Genomic DNA, 18426 nt, shown 5'->3' on the forward strand with positions numbered 1-18426 from the left:
TGCATCCTCGTACGGTTCACAATGAGCGACCAGCCCGCTCCATGCCGGAACCTGACAGCTTGGGCGGGTAGCCTCGTCGGTTGAGATCATCGACATAACGCCAGGCGGGAGAACCGTTCGGATTGTCCCAAGCTAAGGGGCCGCACGCCTTGCCGCGGCCCCTTAGGGTTCACGCAATCTGAAGTAGAGAATGCCGAGGACTAGCGCGAGGCTTACAGTGTTGGCCGCGACGATGACCCAGTCCGCCTTTAAGCCGCCGTAGGCAATCCAGAGCGCGACGCCACTTGCCAAGGCGAGCAACATCTTCAGGGACAGATCGCCGGCCGACCTGGTTTCCCAGCACTTCTTGAGTTGAGGGACGTTCGAAGCGGTGGTCAGGAGAGCGGCTGCGCCGCCGATCAGCATGTCGATGTCCATGGCCGACAACGCACCTCGGCTCCGTGGTTGGTGGCAGTCACTTCCGAACGCAAGGCGGACCAGATTTGCTTCAGCGTTCCTATCGCCCTCCAGGGCGGGCTTTGCAGCCCGCCCCTTCGGTCGAGGGAGCCCCCGGTCAACGAGGCCAGTTGGAGCGCAGGCGCTCGATCTCGGTGTCGGTCGGCCGATAGGGCGGCGCCTTCGGATCGAAGGTCTTCCACCCGCCCTTACGATATTCGGCGCCACGCGCCACCGGGTCGACCGGACGGTACTGATCCAGGAGAGCCTCTGCCCGCGCGGCATCCTGGTCGGGTACTCGAACCGTGACCAGCGTGCCGCCTCGGCGCACCGACTCGGCATAGACGTCGGCGTGCTCGCGGTCCGTCCCTGCATCGACCAACGCGCCGACAATGCCGCCGGCGACGGCGCCTCCGGCAGCCACCGCCGCGGCTGAGGCGAGCCAGCCTGCGGCCACGACCGGGCCGAGGCCCGGAATGGCGAGCAGACCAAGCCCTGCCAGCAGACCGGCCCCGGCACCCAGTGCGCCGCCAATGCCGGCGCCGGCGGCAGCGCCGTTCACGTCGTCGACGTCGGCATACTCGGCCGAGACGTATTTGTTAGCGACGATGCTGACATCGGCACCCGGGATCCCCGCCTTCTCGACCGCTTCGACGGCGGCGCGGGCTTGCGCGTAACTGTCGTACGCACGGCTGATGGTCTTCATATTCCGATTCTCCTAAGTGCGATCACTGTTGAGCTGAGGTGACGACGTTGCCCTTGTAGTCGACGGCAATCTGGACCTGCTTGCCTTCGGCCGTGCCAGTGCCGCGCCAGATGCCATCGTCGTCCTTCTTCATCGCTGCGACGTTCGTGATCCCCTGAGCGACGGCACGGTCTCTGGCCTGAGCCTCCGTGAACGAGTTGGCACCCTTGAGTGGCGCACCGGCGTCGTTCTGACGCGTCTTGTAGGTGTCGGCCTTGCAGGCCTCCATGAATTCGGCCTGGGTAACCGTACCTTCAGTCGCCAGCATGCGATCGTTGATCCTCATGAACGCTATGTAGCGAACACCCTCCATGCCGGTGAGTTTGCCGTCCTTGTCGGAATCGGCCTTGGCCCACATGTCCCGACACTCCGCATCCGTGGCTGCCAACACGGGCGTGGCCACGATGCTGGCTGCAGCGGCAGCGACGGCCAGCACGACTACCTTCTTCATGAAGTCCTCCAATGGTGAGCGATAATTCGCCATGCGCTCAAAGGAGAATTGAGATGAAGGTTGCTCTCACTTATGGATTTGCCGAGATTGATTGACCGAGGCTGAGATAGCGCTCGGTCCAGCTGCGCGAGCACGCCGACTTGTCTCAGATGGCGTCATGCAGAAGAGCGCGACTTCCCCTATCGGCCGTGCGGTGTCGGACGCTCGATGCTCAGAGGAATGGCCTGCCGCCCGTTACCGGCACGGTCGCACCGGAAGTGTAGCTTGAGCGCGGATCCGCCAGCATGACATAGGCCGTTGCGAGTTCGGCAGGCTGTGCGGCCCGTTTCATCGGAACGTTGCTGCCGAAGCTCGCCACGGTCTCCGGCGGCATCGTCGATGGGATCAGGGGTGTCCAGACGGGTCCTGGAGCAACGGCATTCACCCTGATGCCGTCCTTGGCCAAGATCTGCGCCAGGCCACCCGTAAAGTTGTGAATCGCGCCCTTCGTCGTCGCATAGGGCAAGAGCGTCGGGTTGGGCGCGTCCGAATTGATCGACGCGGTATTGATGATCGAACTGCCTTTCTTCATGTGCGGCACGGCCGCGCGCGTCAGCCAGAACATGGCATGAATATTGGTGCGGAAAGTCGCCTCCCACTCCTCGTCGCCAATCTCGTCGAGAGATTTGAAGGTCGCCTGGTGTGCGGCGTTGTTGACCAGAATGTCGAGGCCGCCCAACTCCTTGACCGCCCTGTCGACCAGTTCGCGACAGTGTGCCGAGTCCTGAATGTCGCCCGGCACCAGCACGGCCTTGCGGCCGGCTTCCTCAATCCAGCGCTTCGTCTCGTTCGCATCCTCATGCTCGCAAAGATAGGAGATGAGGATATCCGCACCTTCGCGCGCGAAAGCGATCGCTACGGCACGGCCAATGCCGGAATCGCCACCTGTGATCAAAGCCCGCTTGCCCTCGAGGCGTGCCGCCCCCTTGTAACTTATCTCGCCATGGTCGGGGCGCGGTCGCATCTCGGCGGTCGTCCCGGGCATTTCCTGCTGTTGCGGTGGCTGATTCTGCTGCTTCCTTTCAACATAGCCCGCCATGCAAGCCTCCCTTGCTGGAGTCGTTACCAACCATTCAAAGGTTGCCGGATGGCTCCGGGCTGCGCTTCAAGATGGATTATTTCCCTTGCGTTGTGCGACCCGACACTAGGTCCGCTTCTTGCGGCGGGCGCGATCGCCCCGATCCCCCTGCCCGGGCTTTGCCACCGTCTTGGCCTTCCTGCGACGATCGGCGGCCAGCGACCGGCCGACATCCTCGACCTCCTTGAACGAGGTGCCGCGAGCGTTTCGGCGCACGAAGAGCTTGTTGCTGCCGGTGTCGATCAGCTCACGCCTTGCCGTCTTCTTGCGGGCCACCTTCTTGGCGCTGCCCTTTTTTGCTGCCTTCTTCTTTGCCGCCATGCCGATCCTCCGTGTGTTGCCGATACCAGGCGCAGCCCAGCGCCGTGGGTTCAAAGGTCGTGGTGCCTCTCGTCATGATCAATCGAAGCAGGTTGAGCTTCACCAGATCGTAGGCGCGCAGGCACTGGTGATGGCCCCGTACGATCAAGCCCAAGGTTTTTGCCTCGTCCGGCGTCAGGTCGATGTCGCCCATCGCCGGCAACGACATCTGGTACGCTTTGTTCCGGAACCACGCATCGCCCTCGGACCTCGACTGCCGTGCAGCACAGTCTACAGTTCGACGGCTGCTTGTTGACCTTGCGCCCGCCGGCAGAAAGTGGGCTAGCTGACCTTGTCTCCGACAAGGAGGATGCGACGGCGAGAGGTCAGACTGCGCCCCTCAGTCTGAATGCGGAGATCACGCTACGGCGTGTCGCTCATCGGGTCCCGCCATGGCGCGAACTACCCAAACGCGACCTCGATCACCTGGAAAAGCTCGCACTCATCGCAAAAGACCGGGACCTGTACACGCTGACGAGGCTCGGCAAACACTTCTACCAGGATGGGCAGATCGAAGCTTTGGTGGCGTACGTAAAATCGGCTCGAAAGTAGACCGTCCGGCCGCGCTCTACACCTTGGCCATGGCCAGCAGGTCACCCGCCCGCGCCCCCTTCTGCGGGCATTGCAACCACCTGTTTAGGATTTTCGTTGGTCAGCCATAACGATGACCGTTGCGGACCTGTTGCTCCTCTTCCTGATGTATGTGGTCGTACCGCTCTGGCTGGCTGCCGGATTGGGTGACTATTTTTGCCACCGCATCGCCCGCATCGAACGGACTAGCGGCTTCAAGGAATCCCTGCTCCACCTTCTGCAGTTCGGCCTGGTTGGCGTGCCGCTCCTGGCGATGCTCTTCTTGCAGGTGAACGCCGCGGTTCTGCTCCTCATGATCATTGGCGTCGTCCTCCATCAAGCGACTGCAATGTGGGACGTTCGCTATGCCAATGCGGCGCGCCGAGTGCCGCCGCTGGAGCAGCACCTGCACGGGGTGCTGGAAGCATCGCCGGCCATCGCAACGGCGATTGTAGCCATGCTTCACTGGTCCGAAGTCCGGACGCTGCTCGGCAAGGGAACCCCGAGCTTCGACTTGATCGCAAAGCACCAGCCCCTACCCTCTTGGTACCTTGTTGCCGTTATCGGCGCGGCGATCGTGATGGGCGCGATTCCGCTTGGCGAGGAACTGCTGCGCACCTGGCGGGCGAGGTCGGTGGCAAGCGTCCCTAGCAACCGGCCCCAGCCGTAGACCGCTGGCGCTCAGCCGGGACGCCACCGATTTCGGTCTCGAGCATCTGCTGCAGAAGCTCGTTACGCTGTTCAATATTCATGAAAGTCTCCCTTGATTCGCCAGCGAAACGGGCCTGCATCCGACTGGATGCAGGCCCTGCTCCTTTTTGATTCCGCTCCAGGGTCGGGGCATCGGGTCGAGGCTCTTCCGTGGTCGAGCCAGATCTTCCCTACCTCGCTGCACGCTCGCGTGCCTGCCGACCGGCCCCTCTAAGGTCAGGGGGGCCGCCAATCATCTCCAGCTGGGCGCTATTTCGCGCATCCAGCAGAAATGAAGATTCGACCGGCAGCGGTGGCACAAGGCCGACGATGGCTCCGACTGCCTCCGCATCCTCGGCTCTCTCAAAGACCATCCGTACTTCGAGCTGCGGGCTGCGGACGGCCTGGAGGGCATACCGTCCCTTCAGATGCAGCCTGCTGCACGCCCGGGCAATCAGGTAGAGATTGGATTTGAGCTCCGTCGAATAGAGCATGTCACTCCCTTCCTCTGCCGGAATGACGCCGATGACCATGCGATAGGAAGAGGTATGGGGTACGTCCAGCCAGTGGACCTTGGGCATTTGCAGCTCCGGAGCTTCGCATCGAGCAGGAGCCCGGGACATCGCATGATGCCGCTGTCTCTCAGTCGCCGACGCTCATTGGAAGCGAGCCGGCGATACAGGAGCTACGTGCTGAACAAATGATCGTTCCCGCCCCAATCGATCAGTTGACGTTTGCCGTGAAGCGCAAAAAGCGGCCCGCCCTTCAGGGGGAGGGGCCGCATCTGGTGCTGCAGTTGCCCGGGCAAGGGTTGCAGGACCAATCGGTCCGCTCGCAACGAAGGCCTCGCCGGTCGTGATCCAACGCCGACGTCGGCTCGTATCCAACTCGGGAGAATACACTGTGAAAACCTACGCGATCGCCTATCTCGTCGCCGGCCTGACATTCTTCCTGGTCGATGTCGTTTGGCTCTATCTGGCCTCGGAGCGCCTATACAGGCAGCATATCGGCCATCTCCTGGCCGATAGTTTCGACCTGATGCCGGCGCTTCTCTTCTATTTGATCTATACATTCGGCATCGTTGTCTTCGCCGTCGTGCCGGCACTCAAAGCCGGATCCTTGATTACTGCGTCTCTCTCTGGCGCCTGCCTGGGCCTCGTTGCCTATGCAACCTATGACTTGACCAACCAGGCGACGTTGCGCAGTTGGCCATTGGTGGTAACCCTTGTCGACTGTGCTTGGGGCACGTTCCTGACCTCAATCGCCGCCACCTTCGCCTACTATGTTGTGTCGCGCGTTAGCGGCTCCGGCAGCATGACCTCCTAATATGCAGCGGTCGTTCTTGAGGGTGAAACCCCTCGAAGTACCGCTGTACGTCCGGCGTGACCGCTCGAGCCTCGTCGCGCAGCAGCCTTGCGGTCTCCCCGCGTTTGAACGGCAGAGCTTCAGCAGGTTTCGCCGGCAGGTGCTTTCCGCTGCGGGGGGACGGGCATTGTCGCGATCTCCGGGACCGCGGGGACGACGCTTACCTTGCAGTCGATATCGCCCACCCTGCGATCTACCGTCTCAAGGATCGACCACAGGCGACGACGCTGCTCCTCCGTCGGCAGGGTTCCTCTGACATTCAGGACGCCGAACCCAACATCGATCGAAAGTGCCCGCACTTCGACGCCCTTGCTCCTGCAAGCCTCGAACAAGGCGCTTCGAATCGTCTCATCGAAATTGTCCATGGCGGTCCCTCCCCAAGCGGCGGAGAAAACGCAGCCAGAGGCCGCCGGTTCCACTCGTTTTCAAATCGGGGCCAACAACGTAAGCGAATCTCCCGTCGGGCCAATCCACGCATCGGCGGCGACCGGCTGAGGGCCGGTGCTCTGGCCGAAGAGAGCCATGCCCCGTCTGTGCAACGCCGTTACCGCTCGCGGCGTTGACGCCGCGCCAGATTGAGGAAGGTGCCGTCATGAAGCTCGCCCTTCTGGACCGGGATGGCGTCGTGCTCGTAAACCGTCCGACCAACGTCAAGACGGCGGCCGACATCTCGCTCATCGAGGGGTCCGCCGAAGCCATCTCCAGGCTGAACGGCGCCGGCTTCACGGTTGCGATATGTACCAACCAGCCGGAGGTCGCGCGAGGGGCAATGACCTTGGCCCAGCTCGAGAATGTCCACACCGCCTTGCTCTTACGGCTGAGAGAGCAAGGCGCCATGGTTGACCACGTCTTCGCCTGCACGAGCGCCTCCAAGAATCCGCGCCGCAAGCCGTGCGGCGGGATGCTGCGCGAAGCCCTGGAGCGCTATGGCGCGCGGTCGGACCAGACACCCTTTGTCGGCGATCAGGCCGACGATCTGAAAGCCGCGTTTCATGTCGGGTGCCGCCGGGTGCTGGTGAAAACGGGACTGGGTGCAAAAGCTCTTGCGACAGGCTTTCCCGACTATGTCCATCCTTTCGCCGTTTACGACAATCTGCTGACCGCTGCGCTGGGCCTTCTGCGTGGCATGGTCTGATGCGGCAACCAAGGCGGGTATGTGAGGTCAGCTCGAACCAGGCCGGCCGACGTACGCTTAAGACAGGTCGCGAAGGGCCCGGATCTGTCTGGCATTTATTGCCTGGGCCTCAATCTCGCCGCCCGGACATGTGCAGGCTTTCGCCGACTGGTAGATTTGCCCATCAGACGGTTCGAAGCCCTCGTCCCGAAATGCGTATCGCCTTCGAGAAGTCCGAGGATGCCGAGCGGTTCGGCTCTCTCTCGCCCCCTATCTCCGACCTGGCATCGGCCTTTCGACCCTTCCGGCGACACCGAGGCCCGAGATGGCGGCAGGAGCCGGCCGGTCAAAAAATTTTCCAGACTGGCCTTGAAGCCGCCTGACGCGCTCCTAGATCGTTTTCCGGCATCGCCCAAAGCGCTGCCCGGCGGTTGCCTCTCGGGGGGGCCGCTCCGCAAAACATCGCTCAAGAGTGGAGGATGAAGATGCGCACTGTTTTCGATTTCTCGCCGTTTTATCGTGACACCGTGGGCTTCGATCGGGTGTTCGATATGCTGGATTCCGTGGTGAGCCAGCGCTCTTCCGACGGCTATCCACCGTACAACATCGAAAAAGCCAACGATGATTCCTACCGCATCGTCATGGCAGTGGCGGGCTTCGCCGAGGCCGAGCTGAACGTCACGCAGAAGGAGGATGAACTGCTGGTCACGGGCAAGGTCCAGCCGGGCGCTGAGGAGAAAGAATTCCTCTATCGCGGCATCGCGAGCCGCGAATTCGAGCGGCGCTTCCAGCTCGCCGACCATGTGAAGGTGATGGGCGCCAGCTTGGCCAACGGGCTGCTGACGATTGAGCTCAGGCGCGAGATCCCGGAGGAAAAGAAGGCGCGCGCGATCCGAATCGAGGCCGGTTCGACGCCGCGCATTACCAAGCAATAGGGCCGAAAGCCCGCTTGGAGGACAGGGTCCGCCGCTTCCGGTAACGGGCGGCGGGCACCTGCCCTGCAGCTTCCACCCATCGTCTTCCTTACCTGTCTGTTTCAGGAGGTTCGTCATGATCGCATGGTCGGCAGCCAACCGGCCTGATGTTCTTACCGACCCCTTCGCCAGGGTCGACGAGTCGGCCGCCTATCCGGCAGCCTTTACGAGGTCGCCCACCATCGACGAGCCACCACGCGGCCGCGTTCTCATCGTCGAGGACCAAGTTCCCGTGGCGCTCGAAATCCAGCGAACTCTGCGTAACGCGGGGTATGGCATCGTCGGTCCGGCCGGAAGCCAGAGTGAGGTTACGCGCCTCGTGCGCCGTGGCGGCCTCGATGCGGCGGTGATCGACGCCGATTCCCGGCGGAGCGCACCGTACTCGGTGGCTGACTGGCTGGCGGCGGCGGGGGTGCCGTTCGCGTTCCTGGTGAGTAACACCAGCGCCCTGCCGCACGATCACGCCCATCGACCGCAGATCAGCAAGCCATGCTCGGCCGCAGCCCTGGTGGATACGGTCGACCTAATGGTCGAGGGCGGACCGGGCGCTGCGCCGCCGCCGCCGGCGTCGTGGCCGCGCCATCTGCCGCAACTCTAGGAAGTCAAAAGGCTTCGAGCGCTCGCCCGGGCCCGGAGTGCCGCGTCGCTCCGGGCCTTTTTGCAGGCACTCGCGGGGCAGACAAGCCAGCTGCTCCCGTGGTCGACCAGCCGCAGCGGCTATGCTTGGGTGAACCGGCTGCGCGCAACGCGCAAGGTCCACTGCACCCCTCGTCTGAGCGACCATGCTCCCGCGGCGCCCCACCCAGGGTATCCCAGACAAGACGGCCGCACTGGCTCTCGAGCCCAGCAAGATCCTCGACCACCATGCTACCTGAGCCGACCGTCACTGTAGTGGCGATCAAGCTGGCCGGCTCCATTTGATCGAGCGCAAAGTGCCGCGTCGATCGCCGACGTACAAAGGTCATTGTCAATGATGGAGCGAGCCGATGCGTAAAGGTTCGATGATGTCGGTCGCCATAAAAGGCCTCGCTTTGCTCCTTCTGCGGCGCACTGCGTGGGCGCAGGCGCCGTCAGAAACTGACCGATACGTTAGGGGGCCGCACATGACGGGATGGGACGGCGGGTGGCACACCTTGGTTATATGGCCGGCTCACTAGGTTGGTTGCGCGCGCGTCGAAGTAACGAAGGACAGCCATGAGTTACCGCTTGAGTGACCACCCCAACAGCATGCCAAGCATCGTTATGGCGAATTGCGTCTCGCCCCCGCTCTCTCAAGGGCGAACCGATGCCGATCTGAAGTGCTTGCTGAAAGCTCGCGAGACGGCTCCGCGCAAGGAGGATGATGCGACAGCCAATGGCGCGTGGATGAGATCGTGATAGTCGGCGGGTTCACTGTTCCATGACGTCGCCGCTTACAGAACCCCACGCTCGTTCCAGCGATGCCTGCCTCTCGGCGCTGGGCGCCAGGCCGGAAGGACTGACCGGAGCCGAGGCGGCGCGGCGGCTGGCCGAGCACGGGCCGAACCGCCTGCCCGAGGTGCAAGGGCGCGGGCCTTTTCTGCGGTTCCTCATGCAGTTCCACAACGTGCTGATCTACGTGCTCTTGGGCGCAGCGGTGGTAACAGCGATCCTACAGCACTGGGTCGATACCGGCGTGATCCTGGCCGTCGTATGCGCCAACGCGGTGATCGGCTTCATCCAGGAGGGCAAGGCCGAGGCAGCAATGGCGGCGATCCGCCAGATGCTGGCACCGCGCGCCGCCGTTCTGCGCGACGGGCAGCGGCTGACGGTGGAGGGGGCGGAGATCGTGCCCGGCGACATTGTGCTGGTCGAAGCGGGAGACAAGGTGCCTGCCGACCTTCGCGTGATCGAGGCGCGGGGGCTTGCCGCGCAGGAGGCGATCCTCACGGGCGAATCGGTGCCGGTCGAGAAGAGCGTGGATCCCGTCATTGCCGATGCGCCCCTTGGCGACCGGCGCTCGATGCTCTGGTCGGGCACGCTGGTCACGCAAGGCACCGCGCGGGGGCTGGTGGTGGCGACCGGCACCGCCACCGAAATCGGCCGCATCGGCGGGCTTCTGGCCGAGGTGGAGCAGTTGACCACGCCGCTTGTCGCGCAGATGGACCATTTCGCGCGCTGGCTTTCGTTTTTGATCCTGCTCGCGGCCGCTCTTCTGCTCGTCTACGGCTATTTCGTCGGGCATCACGAGTTTTCCGAGATGTTCATGGCCGTGGTCGGCATCGCCGTCGCGGCAATCCCCGAGGGGCTGCCGGCGGTGATGACAGTTACGCTGGCGATCGGCGTGCAGGCCATGGCCAAACGCCACGCCATTGTCCGTCGACTACCGGCGATCGAGGCAATCGGCTCCGTTTCGGTCATCTGCACCGACAAGACAGGGACACTGACGCGCAATGAGATGGTGGTCGTCGCGGCGGAGACGCCCGAAGGCAGCTTCACGGTGGCGGGCACGGGCTACGCACCCCTGGGGGAGATCACGCCGGCGGGAGACCTTTCGCGCCTCGCAAGGGCGGCTGCGCTGTGCAATGACGCGGCGCTGCAAGAGCGAGCCGGGAGATGGACGGTTGAAGGAGACCCGATGGAAGGAGCGCTCCTGACGTTTGCGGCCAAGGTTGGAGGCGACCAGGCGGCGCGGCGGCTGGATACCCTTCCCTTCGACAGTCGCCATCGCTTCATGGCTGTGCTTGCAGACGGCGCCTGGGGCCGCACGAGTTACGTCAAGGGCGCGCCGGAGCGGGTACTGCGCATGTGCGGCGGGGTGGACTACGCGCATTGGCACGACCGGGCCGACACGCTGGCAAGGCGGGGCCTGCGGGTGCTGGCGCTGGCCGAGCGAAGCGAAACGGGTGAGCGGCTCGACGCCGCCGCGCTGGAGAGCGGGCTGACCTTTTTGGGCCTCGTCGGCCTGATCGATCCGCCGCGCCCCGAAGCCATTGCTGCTGTCGCCGAATGCCGCGGCGCCGGAATCCGGGTGAAGATGATCACCGGCGACCATGCTGGAACCGCCGCCGCGATCGCCGCCCAGATCGGGCTGGAAAACCCAAACCGCGTGCTGACGGGCCACGATCTCGACAAGCTGGACGATGCGCAGCTGGCGCTGGAGGCTGCCTCGGCCGATGTCTTTGCCCGCACCAGCCCGGAACACAAACTGCGCCTCGTGACCGCGCTGCAGGCGAACGGCGTGTCGGTCGCCATGACCGGCGACGGGGTTAACGACGCGCCCGCCCTGAAGCGGGCCGATGTGGGCATCGCCATGGGGCTCAAGGGCTCCGAAGCCGCCAAGGAAGCTGCCGATCTGGTGCTGGCCGACGACAACTTCGCCACAATCGCCGCCGCCGTGCGCGAGGGACGCACGGTCTACGACAACTTGAAGAAGGTCATCAGCTGGACACTGCCCACCAATGCCGGCGAGTCGATAGTGGTGGTCCTGGCCTTGCTCGCGGGCCTCACGCTGCCGGTGACGGCAGTGCAAATCCTATGGGTCAACCTGATTACCGGCGTCACGTTGGGCGTCGCGCTGGCTTTCGAGCCCACCGAAGTCGGCACCATGGGGCGCCTGCCGCGGCCCCGGCACACGCCGATCCTGTCGGGGGAACTGATCTGGCACGTGCTGCTTGTCGCGCTGCTGTTCTTCGCGGCGGTATTTGGAGTCTTCACCTACGCGATCGACAGGGGATACCCGCTCGAACTCGCGCAGACCATAGCGTTGAACATGCTGGTGGTGCTGGAAATCTTCCACCTCTTCTTCATCCGCAACCTACACAGCACATCTCTGACCTGGGATGCGGCGAAGGGCACGCGCGTGGTCTGGATCGTCGTCATCGTCATCACAGCTGCGCAGTTCGCGGTCACCTACCTGCCCCCACTCCAGGCGATCCTCGGCACCAAAGCCGTACCTCTCGCGGACGGTCTCCTGATCGTTGGCGTAGGTGCCGCCTTCTTCGCGATCATCGAGATCGAAAAGCAGATCAGGCTGGGATTGAAGCGATGACCAGTCGCTTCCACTGGCGGAGATCTGACAGAGATCTAGGGGCTCAGGTCACTCCGGACTTCGCTTGGAGGGCCATGGCGTTGACGTAGTTCTCATCATCGCCCGGTGCGGCACACCAAGCCCGCCGGCATGCGCTACTGCAGCTGCAGTCGCAGGGCTCCCGCCTCCTTGAACGTGGCCTGCACATGATCGGTGTGCTTGCCATGACATTCGACCGAAACTTCGACCGGCCCTTTCAGTTCCGGCTTCCCGCTTCGCGGCACCCCCGGATGCCCGCTTTCGACATCCGCCCCGGCAGGCTCGACGCCAGCGGTATTGGCGCGCCCGGGCGCTCGAATGAAGATGTCCGCGCGTTCGATGCCGTGCTTCTGGACAAGATGCTCCACGGCGATCTCCGCATCGCGTCGTGTGGCAAAACTCGCGACGACCGTTTTCTCCATGACTTACTCCCTCGGACAAGCGTGCAGGCCGGCGACCTGTGCCGACCTGATATGGGAAACGAGACGCCCCGCTCCTCGTTCCATCTTCGCCAGCCAGTCGTCTCTCAGCCGCGTCCTTTGAGCGGCACTTTGACGATCTCGCCCCAGAGCTTTCCGTTGGGCACGACGACGCGGCCGTTCTCGTTCTCGAGCTCGGTGTAGAAGACGTTGACGATGCTGATGACGCCGGAGACCCCGCCCGTCTCGACAGTGTCGCCGACATGAAAGGGTCGGAAGATGATCAGCATTATGCCGGCGGCGAAGTGGCTGAGCGTTCCCTGCAGAGCCAATCCTATCGCCAGCCCCAGAGCACCGAGAGCGGCAACGAAACTCGTCGTGGCGATTCCGAACGTGGTCAGGACCGAGACGACGGTGAACGTCAGCACGGCATAGCGGGCAGCGTTCGCCAGAAACAGCACCAATGTCCTGTCGATCTGCGTCGCCCGATCGCAAAGGCGTTTGATCAGGCGATAGGCCATCCGCGACACCAGCCAACCGACAATCATCACCACGATGGCGCCGACGGCTCGCAGACCGTACGTCGTCATGATGGTTGCCAGGGTCGTCATAATGCTCTCGACGTCGATCATCTTCTTTGCCCTCGAAGTCGCGGAAACCCGTCAACGCGACGCACCGCACCGAAGTTGCGTTTGCGACCCGACGCATGAAAAACACCGGGAATTGCCCAAAGGACGTCAAATTGCCGACGGAGTATCGGCGCTGCTTTGCTGAAGAAGCCCCATAGCATCGAAGGCTTGGCCGATGTTTCGACCAGCATCGGAATCGCCAAGGATTGGGAGCGGGCCTTCGGGTCGGGTCTGCCGGCCCGTTCGCAGAACCGGCCCCCGGGACAGGAGGGTGACTTGGCGATCTTTTGCGTCAGCTACGACTGCCACAAGGTGCGCGACGACCAGGCATTCCGGACGGCCCTCGAAGAAGCCGGCGGCGTTCGCCTCCTCGATTCGCTGTGGTTGATCTCCCTGGACTGGACCGCGGTCGAACTTCGCGACGCGGTCATGGTTCATCTGGACAGCGACGAGTCGCTGGTCGTGCTGGAGCTCGATCCTTCCAAGAGCTGGGCTACCGCACGCGCCAGGGAAGAGGGAACGGAATGGCTGCGCCAGAACATCCCCTGAGCCGGGCCCCCATCTGCCATGTGATCGGCCAGTTCCCAGGTTGACTGATCGTCGGCAATCGAGAAAATCTGGGGTTGTCGATTGAGCGGGACTTGATCGTGCAGATTGGGGACTTGGGGCGAGATGAACGACAATAATGACCAGAACAGCTCATCGCGAGACGACTTAACCCAAGAAGGCTTGCCGCAGGATGAGCCGATTCAGAAAATAAGAATGGCCTACTCGGCTCCCGTTCTGATGGCGTGGGGAACCTTGCGGGACGTCACTCAATCCGTAGGCAGTTCGGGCCGCCGCGACGGCGGCCGAGGCCAGCAGCGCCGGACCCGCTGGTAGGACGGCCGGCCGGGCGCTCTCGGCATTGGCTCCACCGGATACTCCCCCGACACCCCCACGCCGGCCTGCAAGGGCGGTCCTAGCGACACCGAACGGTAACGTTGAAATCCCGGCCGCTCGTCCCGCCCCGCCCCGCGGCGGTCAGCAGGCCATTGGCGACCCTGCCCGACATCTGCGCAACGAAGCGCTGATTCACGTGCGTTTGCTGGCCAATACCCTCGTAGGTCAAAAACACGTTGCCGGCCGCGTCGATGCGGCCGCTGACGACGTTGCGCTTGGTGGCATCGGCCTGGGACACCCAGCCGTCGCTGATCTCGCCGTTGCGGATGGTCATGCTGGCGTACCAGCAGCTCGGGGGGAATCCCTGGTACGCGGCACGGCACCATTGCGACCGATAGGTGCCTTCGCATTGTCGCCCCGAGGCGGCCGGTGCTGCTGCGGATGGCGATGCCGGCGGCGCTGCCGGCCCCGAAGCGGGCGGTGCGACGGCAGGTGCGGCTGCGGCCAGGGCGAGCTTTTTCTGCTCTTCGTCATAGCGCGCGAGGGCGGTTGCCGCCTCGCGCTGCAACGTCGCTTGCTGGTCGTGCGTGAGGTATCCCGTCGCGGCCTGGCCGGCCTTCTTCTGCCACGCCGCGATCATCTCGCGCGAGCGGACGCCGAAGACGCCGTCGGTGCCGCCGGTCGAGAAGCCCAGCGACGTGAGCGCGACCTGAAGACGCTGGCGGTCCGAATGGCTGAGCCGCAACGCCGTCTCGGCGGCCTCGGCCCCCTTGCGATCGGCTTCCTCGGCGCGTAGCCGTGCCGCGGCTTCCTCCCGGGCCTTCGCATCGGCTTCGGCATCGGGCTTTGCTTTGGCCGCGGCGTCGGCCGCAGCCTGCGCCTCGGCCTGGCGTCTGGCATCGGCAGCCGCCTTCTGCCGAGCCGCCTCTTCCGCCGCCGCCTTCTCGCGAAGTTCCTGTTCGATGCGCGTCCGGAGTGCAGCCTCCTCGTCGGCCTTGCGGCGCGCTTCCGCCTCCGCCCGCAGACGTGCCGCCTCCTCCTGTGCCGTGCGCTGCTCTCGGCGCGCCCGCTCCAGTTCTTCCTGCGCCTGGTCTGCCATCGGAGACGGCGATGCCGACGATGGCGGCGGCCTCGTCGAAGGCGGCACGCCGGAGCCCAGCGCGAACCAGCCACCCGCTGCGACAAGCAGCAGAGCGGCGGCGGCGGCGGCGGCGGCGATCTTCATGCCAGCGTGCGCGCCACGCGGCGACGTGGAAGGCGTCCCGGCGAGCGGCGACGATGCAAGCGATGGCGATGCAGGGGACTTGGCCGCCATCACTACCGTCGCCGGCGCTGCGGCACCGCCGCTGCCTGTCAGGAGCACCCGCCATGCCGCCACGGATTGCGGCCGGCCGGCGGCTCGGACGACGAGGGCGGCGTCGATTCCGGCGAGCAGCGCCTTCGGAAAGGCACGCCCCGAGCCCGCCAGCGGCACAAGCTCGTCGTCTACCATGCGGTCGATGGCGTTCAGCGGAGGCTCGCCGGTGAGGGCGTGATAGAGCGTGGCGGCCAGGCTGTAGATGTCTGTCCACGCGCCCTGCGGCGCGGAGGTGAACTGCTCGACCGGCGCATAGCCCGGCGTGAACACTGCCGTCATGGCCTGCGTGCGGCCGGCAATGGCAACTCGCGAGGCACCGAAATCGATCAGCGTCGGCTGCCCCTTGGCATCGAGCAAGATGTTCGCCGGCTTGATGTCGCGATGCAGGAAGCCCGCGGCGTGAACCTGCTCCAGGCCATCGAGCAACGGCGCAAGGATGCGGTCGATCTCTGCAGCATCGAGCGGGCCGGCGCGAGCGATACGCTCGTGCAGCGTCTCGCCGTCGACCAGCTCCATCACCAGATAGGCCGTGCCATTGGCCTGGAGATAGTCGTGGACCTTCACGATGCCGGGCGCGCGATGCAGCGCGGCCAGGGTGCGGCCCTCGGACACGAAGCGCTCCAGCCCCCAGGCCAGATCCTCGGCGGCGCTGCGCGAGCGCGGCACGACGGTGACGCCGTCCTTGCGCACGGCCAGCGCGGTGGGCAGGTATTCCTTGATCGCCACCTCGCGCCCCAGCTCGGTGTCGACGGCGCGATAGGTGATGCCGAAGCCGCCCTGCCCCAACACCGCGACGACGCGGTATCGGCCTATGGTCTGGCCGGGTTGGAGTGTCACAAAGTCGACGTCCGGTAAGTCGACGTCCGGTCGAGAGCGTCCGTCGTCGTCAACGCTTTCAGCCATGAACGAACGCCTCCGAGGCGCGTGCATGCTCCCACAGTCGGGCAAGACGCCTAGCCGACTTCAGGATGAAACCGGCATGGTTCGGAGTCGAGTGGAGATGGCCGACCTAGGGCCGGCTCCGTGCCGGCCCGACATCACACCGCCGTGAGGGCGAGGTTCGCAGCGACCGCAGGATCGGCGTCAACAGGCGGGGCCCAGCATGCACCATCTTGGGTACCGGAAGGCGTCGCGCGAACCTTCGCCTGACGGTCTCGATGGGGCCGCAAGATCTGCAGTACGTCGTTCTCGAACGTACATCTCATGCGTCACCAGCGGCGCCATCACCCCGCAGGCCACCTTCGGCCCCATTGGGGTTGTCGTACCCGGCCAGCCTCGCGGCAGGTCGATGGGTACATCCATCGCAACCTCCCTCTCACTCTTTTTGCGATGCCCTCCTCTCCAGGAAGCCAGATCGCGGCCCCTCTTGGGCGAAGGGCATTGGACCGGGAAGAAAAGCAGCGTGTGAGTCGCGATATCACTTCGCGCGACGATCGCGCACTCGGGGATTAGAAACCCGCGCCGAGCGTGGTCGGATATCTACTTGGTCGCGCAAGTACCCGACAGGGCTGCAAGCAAGCTGTGGGGGTGGGCTCCGGAGCCGCGACGTGGCTACACGGAAGCGCTTTCGATATAAACTCCATGCCGATGACCCAGAACGGCAAGTCGGTCTGCAGGACAAGGATCACGTCGCCCAGCAATGTCAGTACATTTTATTCACGATGACCTTCTGGGCCATGTCCCGAACCCCGGCTTCAGCGGCCCCGGGTTTGGTGGGTCATTTCACACGATCGATGCCAACGGGCTTCGATTCAATGGCGAGAGACCGGATTCGAGCGAGGGGTCAATACTCACCGTAGGCGATTCCTTCACCTACGGGGACGAGGTGTGCGACGAGGAATCCTGGCCCGCCCAGTTGCAGAGGCTGACTGGCCGCCACGTGCTCAACGGCGGCGTGACCGGCTACGGCTTCGACCAGATCGTGCTGCGCGCCGAGCAGCTCGTGGCCGCGTACAATCCGTCCGTCATCATCGTGAGCTTCATCGCCGACGACATACTGCGCACGGAGATGAGCCGGATGTGGTGGCGCAACAAGCCGTGGTTTGCGATCGAGGGCGATCAACTGGTCCTCAAGGGCGTTCCGGTGCCCAATCGGGCCAGGCTGCCACCCGATATCCAACGGCGGATGGACCGGATTCTGGTCGACCTCTCGCCGACGCTGCAGCATCTGGTCGGTTACCATAAGCGGGTGCACCGCGCCGGCTTCGGGTTGGAAATCGCCCAGCAGCTCGTCAGGCGACTCGCGAAAATGCAGTCGGACCACAACGTCAAGATCGTCGTGATGGCGCAGTACCCTCCTCACACATGGGTCTACAAGGCCTTCGCAAAGGACCAGCGCCGCCTCGCGCAGGCGGTTCTCGATTGCGCGACGGCCAGCGGGCTTGCCATCGTCGATACCTTCCGCCGGCTCAGCACCGAGCCGAAGCCGCAGGACTTCTACGCCGCCACGCACATGAACGTGCGGGGCAACCTGATGATCGCCAGCCTGCTCGCGGCCACGTTGCCGGGCCTGCTCAAATAGCGGCTGCGGCTACAGTTACGTCTTGGGCGCCGTGAGCGACGCCAGTAACAGGCCGATGGCGCCGCCACCGAGAAACCCGGCCACCATGATCAAGTAACGATCGAAGGTAGTGCCATAGTAGGCAAACTCGAACACGGCATAGATCGCCGGTATCATTCCCAGAAACGCGCCCACGATTGCCCAGCGGTGATTTCGAGGCTGACTACGCCACTTCCCCCTCATGCGATTCTCCCCTGTCGACGAACGGGCCTCGGGGCCTCTACCTGACGTCGAGATCCCTCAGAACGCTCCCCCGGCGACGACGTCGAACCGCGACCGCAGCTCTTCGATCGTAGGGACACGGTCGGCCTCGAGTTCGGGATACTCCTTTTCGAGTTCATGCCGGTCGAATTCGTCGAGATGCAGATCGGCGACACTGTGATCGGTCTCGAGTGCGGTGAGCGCATTGTGGAGATGGAATATCTGCCAGCGGGCCGGCTTCTCGTGACGTGCTGCTTCCAGCTTGGCCAGCCGGTCGCCGAAGCGTTCAAAGACCTTCTTCCGATCGTCGGACATCGTGCCCTCCCGTCATTCGCGCTGTCGCCGGTTTCTGGTCGCAAGGCTCTCACGTCCGAAGTTCCCTCGCAATGCACCCTGCCGACGGCGCTCCGGGACCGACCGGGAGCCGCTGGTTTGTCCACAAAGGGCGGGCGAGCCGACATGACGCGGCCCCCTATTCGTGCCAACGTTGGAGCAAGAGACATCCAGATCTCGCCAGACCAGCGTGGAGG

General features: G+C 64.2%; 22 protein-coding genes. 9 read left to right on the top strand and 13 right to left on the bottom strand.

Annotated features, from left to right (window positions below):
• Positions 1–162: 162 nt before the first annotated feature.
• The 6 genes from BN60_RS14025 to BN60_RS14050 all read right to left on the bottom strand — a co-directional run bounded on the left by BN60_RS14025 (position 163) and on the right by BN60_RS14050 (position 3277).
• Entirely contained in the window at positions 163–417 is a 255-nt protein-coding gene (locus BN60_RS14025) for a SemiSWEET family sugar transporter (RefSeq protein WP_020696710.1), read from the bottom strand.
• A gap of 136 nt (positions 418–553) precedes the next feature.
• Entirely contained in the window at positions 554–1141 is a 588-nt protein-coding gene (locus BN60_RS14030; RefSeq protein WP_020696711.1) for a hypothetical protein, read from the bottom strand.
• 22 nt (positions 1142–1163) lie between these two features.
• The gene (locus tag BN60_RS28935; protein ID WP_020696712.1) at positions 1164–1631 is read right to left on the bottom strand and encodes a hypothetical protein; all 468 of its coding nucleotides are present in this window, start codon (positions 1629–1631) and stop codon (positions 1164–1166) included.
• A 211-nt stretch (positions 1632–1842) separates the two neighbouring features.
• Positions 1843–2709, bottom strand: coding sequence for an SDR family oxidoreductase (locus BN60_RS14040; protein WP_020696713.1), 867 nt, complete (start codon positions 2707–2709; stop codon positions 1843–1845).
• Between the two features lie 105 nt (positions 2710–2814).
• Positions 2815–3024: a hypothetical protein gene (locus tag BN60_RS14045; protein WP_020696714.1), complete on the bottom strand. Its 210-nt coding sequence runs from the start codon at positions 3022–3024 to the stop codon at positions 2815–2817.
• Positions 2996–3277 (bottom strand): hypothetical protein, encoded by a 282-nt coding sequence (locus tag BN60_RS14050; protein WP_020696715.1) that lies wholly within the window; start codon positions 3275–3277, stop codon positions 2996–2998. The genes BN60_RS14045 and BN60_RS14050 overlap by 29 nt, the downstream gene beginning before the upstream one ends.
• 495 nt (positions 3278–3772) lie before the next feature.
• Here BN60_RS14050 and BN60_RS14060 point away from each other — a divergent pair, with 495 nt between their 5' ends.
• Positions 3773–4348, top strand: coding sequence for a hypothetical protein (locus tag BN60_RS14060; RefSeq protein WP_020696717.1), 576 nt, complete (start codon positions 3773–3775; stop codon positions 4346–4348).
• Positions 4349–4559: 211 nt separating this feature from the next.
• Here BN60_RS14060 and BN60_RS14065 read toward each other — a convergent pair whose 3' ends face one another.
• Positions 4560–4949, bottom strand: a complete 390-nt coding sequence (locus BN60_RS14065) for a hypothetical protein (RefSeq protein ID WP_020696719.1) — start codon at positions 4947–4949, stop codon at positions 4560–4562.
• A 322-nt stretch (positions 4950–5271) separates the two neighbouring features.
• Between BN60_RS14065 and BN60_RS14070 the strand changes: the two genes are divergently transcribed.
• Entirely contained in the window at positions 5272–5694 is a 423-nt protein-coding gene (locus BN60_RS14070) for a DUF2177 family protein (protein WP_020696721.1), read from the top strand.
• 119 nt (positions 5695–5813) lie between these two features.
• Here the strand turns inward: BN60_RS14070 and BN60_RS31315 are convergent, their stop codons facing one another.
• Positions 5814–6098: a hypothetical protein gene (locus BN60_RS31315; protein ID WP_020696722.1), complete on the bottom strand. Its 285-nt coding sequence runs from the start codon at positions 6096–6098 to the stop codon at positions 5814–5816.
• 227 nt (positions 6099–6325) lie between these two features.
• On the opposite strand from BN60_RS31315, the gene BN60_RS14080 reads away from it, so the two are divergent.
• The 4 genes from BN60_RS14080 (at position 6326) to BN60_RS14095 (ending at position 11830) form a co-directional block, all read left to right on the top strand.
• Positions 6326–6868 carry a D-glycero-alpha-D-manno-heptose-1,7-bisphosphate 7-phosphatase gene (locus tag BN60_RS14080; RefSeq protein ID WP_020696723.1) on the top strand — a complete coding sequence of 181 codons (543 nt, stop codon included), beginning with the start codon at positions 6326–6328 and terminating at the stop codon, positions 6866–6868.
• A 464-nt stretch (positions 6869–7332) separates the two neighbouring features.
• A complete protein-coding gene (locus tag BN60_RS14085; RefSeq protein ID WP_043283926.1) occupies positions 7333–7782 on the top strand; it encodes an Hsp20 family protein in 450 nt (149 codons plus the stop codon).
• A 115-nt stretch (positions 7783–7897) separates the two neighbouring features.
• Positions 7898–8419, top strand: a complete 522-nt coding sequence (locus tag BN60_RS28940) for a response regulator (RefSeq protein ID WP_020696725.1) — start codon at positions 7898–7900, stop codon at positions 8417–8419.
• An 801-nt stretch (positions 8420–9220) separates the two neighbouring features.
• The gene (locus BN60_RS14095; protein WP_020696726.1) at positions 9221–11830 is read left to right on the top strand and encodes a cation-transporting P-type ATPase; all 2610 of its coding nucleotides are present in this window, start codon (positions 9221–9223) and stop codon (positions 11828–11830) included.
• A gap of 134 nt (positions 11831–11964) precedes the next feature.
• On the opposite strand, the gene BN60_RS14100 is transcribed toward BN60_RS14095, so the two are convergent.
• Both BN60_RS14100 and BN60_RS14105 read right to left on the bottom strand, forming a co-directional pair.
• Entirely contained in the window at positions 11965–12270 is a 306-nt protein-coding gene (locus tag BN60_RS14100) for a hypothetical protein (RefSeq protein ID WP_020696727.1), read from the bottom strand.
• 104 nt (positions 12271–12374) lie between these two features.
• Positions 12375–12878: a mechanosensitive ion channel family protein gene (locus BN60_RS14105; RefSeq protein ID WP_177324820.1), complete on the bottom strand. Its 504-nt coding sequence runs from the start codon at positions 12876–12878 to the stop codon at positions 12375–12377.
• A 294-nt stretch (positions 12879–13172) separates the two neighbouring features.
• Here BN60_RS14105 and BN60_RS28945 point away from each other — a divergent pair, with 294 nt between their 5' ends.
• The gene (locus BN60_RS28945; RefSeq protein ID WP_148283423.1) at positions 13173–13445 is read left to right on the top strand and encodes a hypothetical protein; all 273 of its coding nucleotides are present in this window, start codon (positions 13173–13175) and stop codon (positions 13443–13445) included.
• A 213-nt stretch (positions 13446–13658) separates the two neighbouring features.
• Positions 13659–13778, top strand: a complete 120-nt coding sequence (locus BN60_RS31820) for a lasso RiPP family leader peptide-containing protein (protein ID WP_177324822.1) — start codon at positions 13659–13661, stop codon at positions 13776–13778.
• 79 nt (positions 13779–13857) lie between these two features.
• Here BN60_RS31820 and BN60_RS28950 read toward each other — a convergent pair whose 3' ends face one another.
• Positions 13858–16038 carry a serine/threonine-protein kinase gene (locus tag BN60_RS28950; protein ID WP_020696730.1) on the bottom strand — a complete coding sequence of 727 codons (2181 nt, stop codon included), beginning with the start codon at positions 16036–16038 and terminating at the stop codon, positions 13858–13860.
• A 736-nt stretch (positions 16039–16774) separates the two neighbouring features.
• On the opposite strand from BN60_RS28950, the gene BN60_RS28955 reads away from it, so the two are divergent.
• Positions 16775–17656 carry an SGNH/GDSL hydrolase family protein gene (locus BN60_RS28955; RefSeq protein ID WP_083856110.1) on the top strand — a complete coding sequence of 294 codons (882 nt, stop codon included), beginning with the start codon at positions 16775–16777 and terminating at the stop codon, positions 17654–17656.
• A 15-nt stretch (positions 17657–17671) separates the two neighbouring features.
• Here the strand turns inward: BN60_RS28955 and BN60_RS30405 are convergent, their stop codons facing one another.
• Positions 17672–17878, bottom strand: a complete 207-nt coding sequence (locus BN60_RS30405) for a hypothetical protein (protein ID WP_148283425.1) — start codon at positions 17876–17878, stop codon at positions 17672–17674.
• Between the two features lie 57 nt (positions 17879–17935).
• Complete coding sequence (locus BN60_RS14125) at positions 17936–18211, bottom strand: hypothetical protein (protein WP_020696733.1); 276 nt, start codon at positions 18209–18211, stop codon at positions 17936–17938.
• Between the last annotated feature and the right edge of the window lie 215 nt (positions 18212–18426).

Source organism: Reyranella massiliensis 521 (assembly GCF_000312425.1).
Taxonomy (GTDB): Bacteria; Pseudomonadota; Alphaproteobacteria; order Reyranellales; family Reyranellaceae; genus Reyranella; species Reyranella massiliensis.

Coding starts and splice junctions, on each gene's coding strand:
- BN60_RS14025 (WP_020696710.1), bottom strand. CDS start 417: ATGGACATCGACATGCTGATCGGCGGCGCAGCCGCTCTCCTGACCACC.
- BN60_RS14030 (WP_020696711.1), bottom strand. CDS start 1,141: ATGAAGACCATCAGCCGTGCGTACGACAGTTACGCGCAAGCCCGCGCC.
- BN60_RS28935 (WP_020696712.1), bottom strand. CDS start 1,631: ATGAAGAAGGTAGTCGTGCTGGCCGTCGCTGCCGCTGCAGCCAGCATC.
- BN60_RS14040 (WP_020696713.1), bottom strand. CDS start 2,709: ATGGCGGGCTATGTTGAAAGGAAGCAGCAGAATCAGCCACCGCAACAG.
- BN60_RS14050 (WP_020696715.1), bottom strand. CDS start 3,277: ATGTCGTTGCCGGCGATGGGCGACATCGACCTGACGCCGGACGAGGCA.
- BN60_RS14060 (WP_020696717.1), top strand. CDS start 3,773: ATGACCGTTGCGGACCTGTTGCTCCTCTTCCTGATGTATGTGGTCGTA.
- BN60_RS14065 (WP_020696719.1), bottom strand. CDS start 4,949: ATGCCCAAGGTCCACTGGCTGGACGTACCCCATACCTCTTCCTATCGC.
- BN60_RS31315 (WP_020696722.1), bottom strand. CDS start 6,098: ATGGACAATTTCGATGAGACGATTCGAAGCGCCTTGTTCGAGGCTTGC.
- BN60_RS14080 (WP_020696723.1), top strand. CDS start 6,326: ATGAAGCTCGCCCTTCTGGACCGGGATGGCGTCGTGCTCGTAAACCGT.
- BN60_RS14085 (WP_043283926.1), top strand. CDS start 7,333: ATGCGCACTGTTTTCGATTTCTCGCCGTTTTATCGTGACACCGTGGGC.
- BN60_RS28940 (WP_020696725.1), top strand. CDS start 7,898: ATGATCGCATGGTCGGCAGCCAACCGGCCTGATGTTCTTACCGACCCC.
- BN60_RS14095 (WP_020696726.1), top strand. CDS start 9,221: ATGACGTCGCCGCTTACAGAACCCCACGCTCGTTCCAGCGATGCCTGC.
- BN60_RS14100 (WP_020696727.1), bottom strand. CDS start 12,270: ATGGAGAAAACGGTCGTCGCGAGTTTTGCCACACGACGCGATGCGGAG.
- BN60_RS14105 (WP_177324820.1), bottom strand. CDS start 12,878: ATGACGACCCTGGCAACCATCATGACGACGTACGGTCTGCGAGCCGTC.
- BN60_RS31820 (WP_177324822.1), top strand. CDS start 13,659: ATGGCCTACTCGGCTCCCGTTCTGATGGCGTGGGGAACCTTGCGGGAC.
- BN60_RS28950 (WP_020696730.1), bottom strand. CDS start 16,038: ATGGCTGAAAGCGTTGACGACGACGGACGCTCTCGACCGGACGTCGAC.
- BN60_RS28955 (WP_083856110.1), top strand. CDS start 16,775: ATGTCAGTACATTTTATTCACGATGACCTTCTGGGCCATGTCCCGAAC.
- BN60_RS30405 (WP_148283425.1), bottom strand. CDS start 17,878: ATGAGGGGGAAGTGGCGTAGTCAGCCTCGAAATCACCGCTGGGCAATC.
- BN60_RS14125 (WP_020696733.1), bottom strand. CDS start 18,211: ATGTCCGACGATCGGAAGAAGGTCTTTGAACGCTTCGGCGACCGGCTG.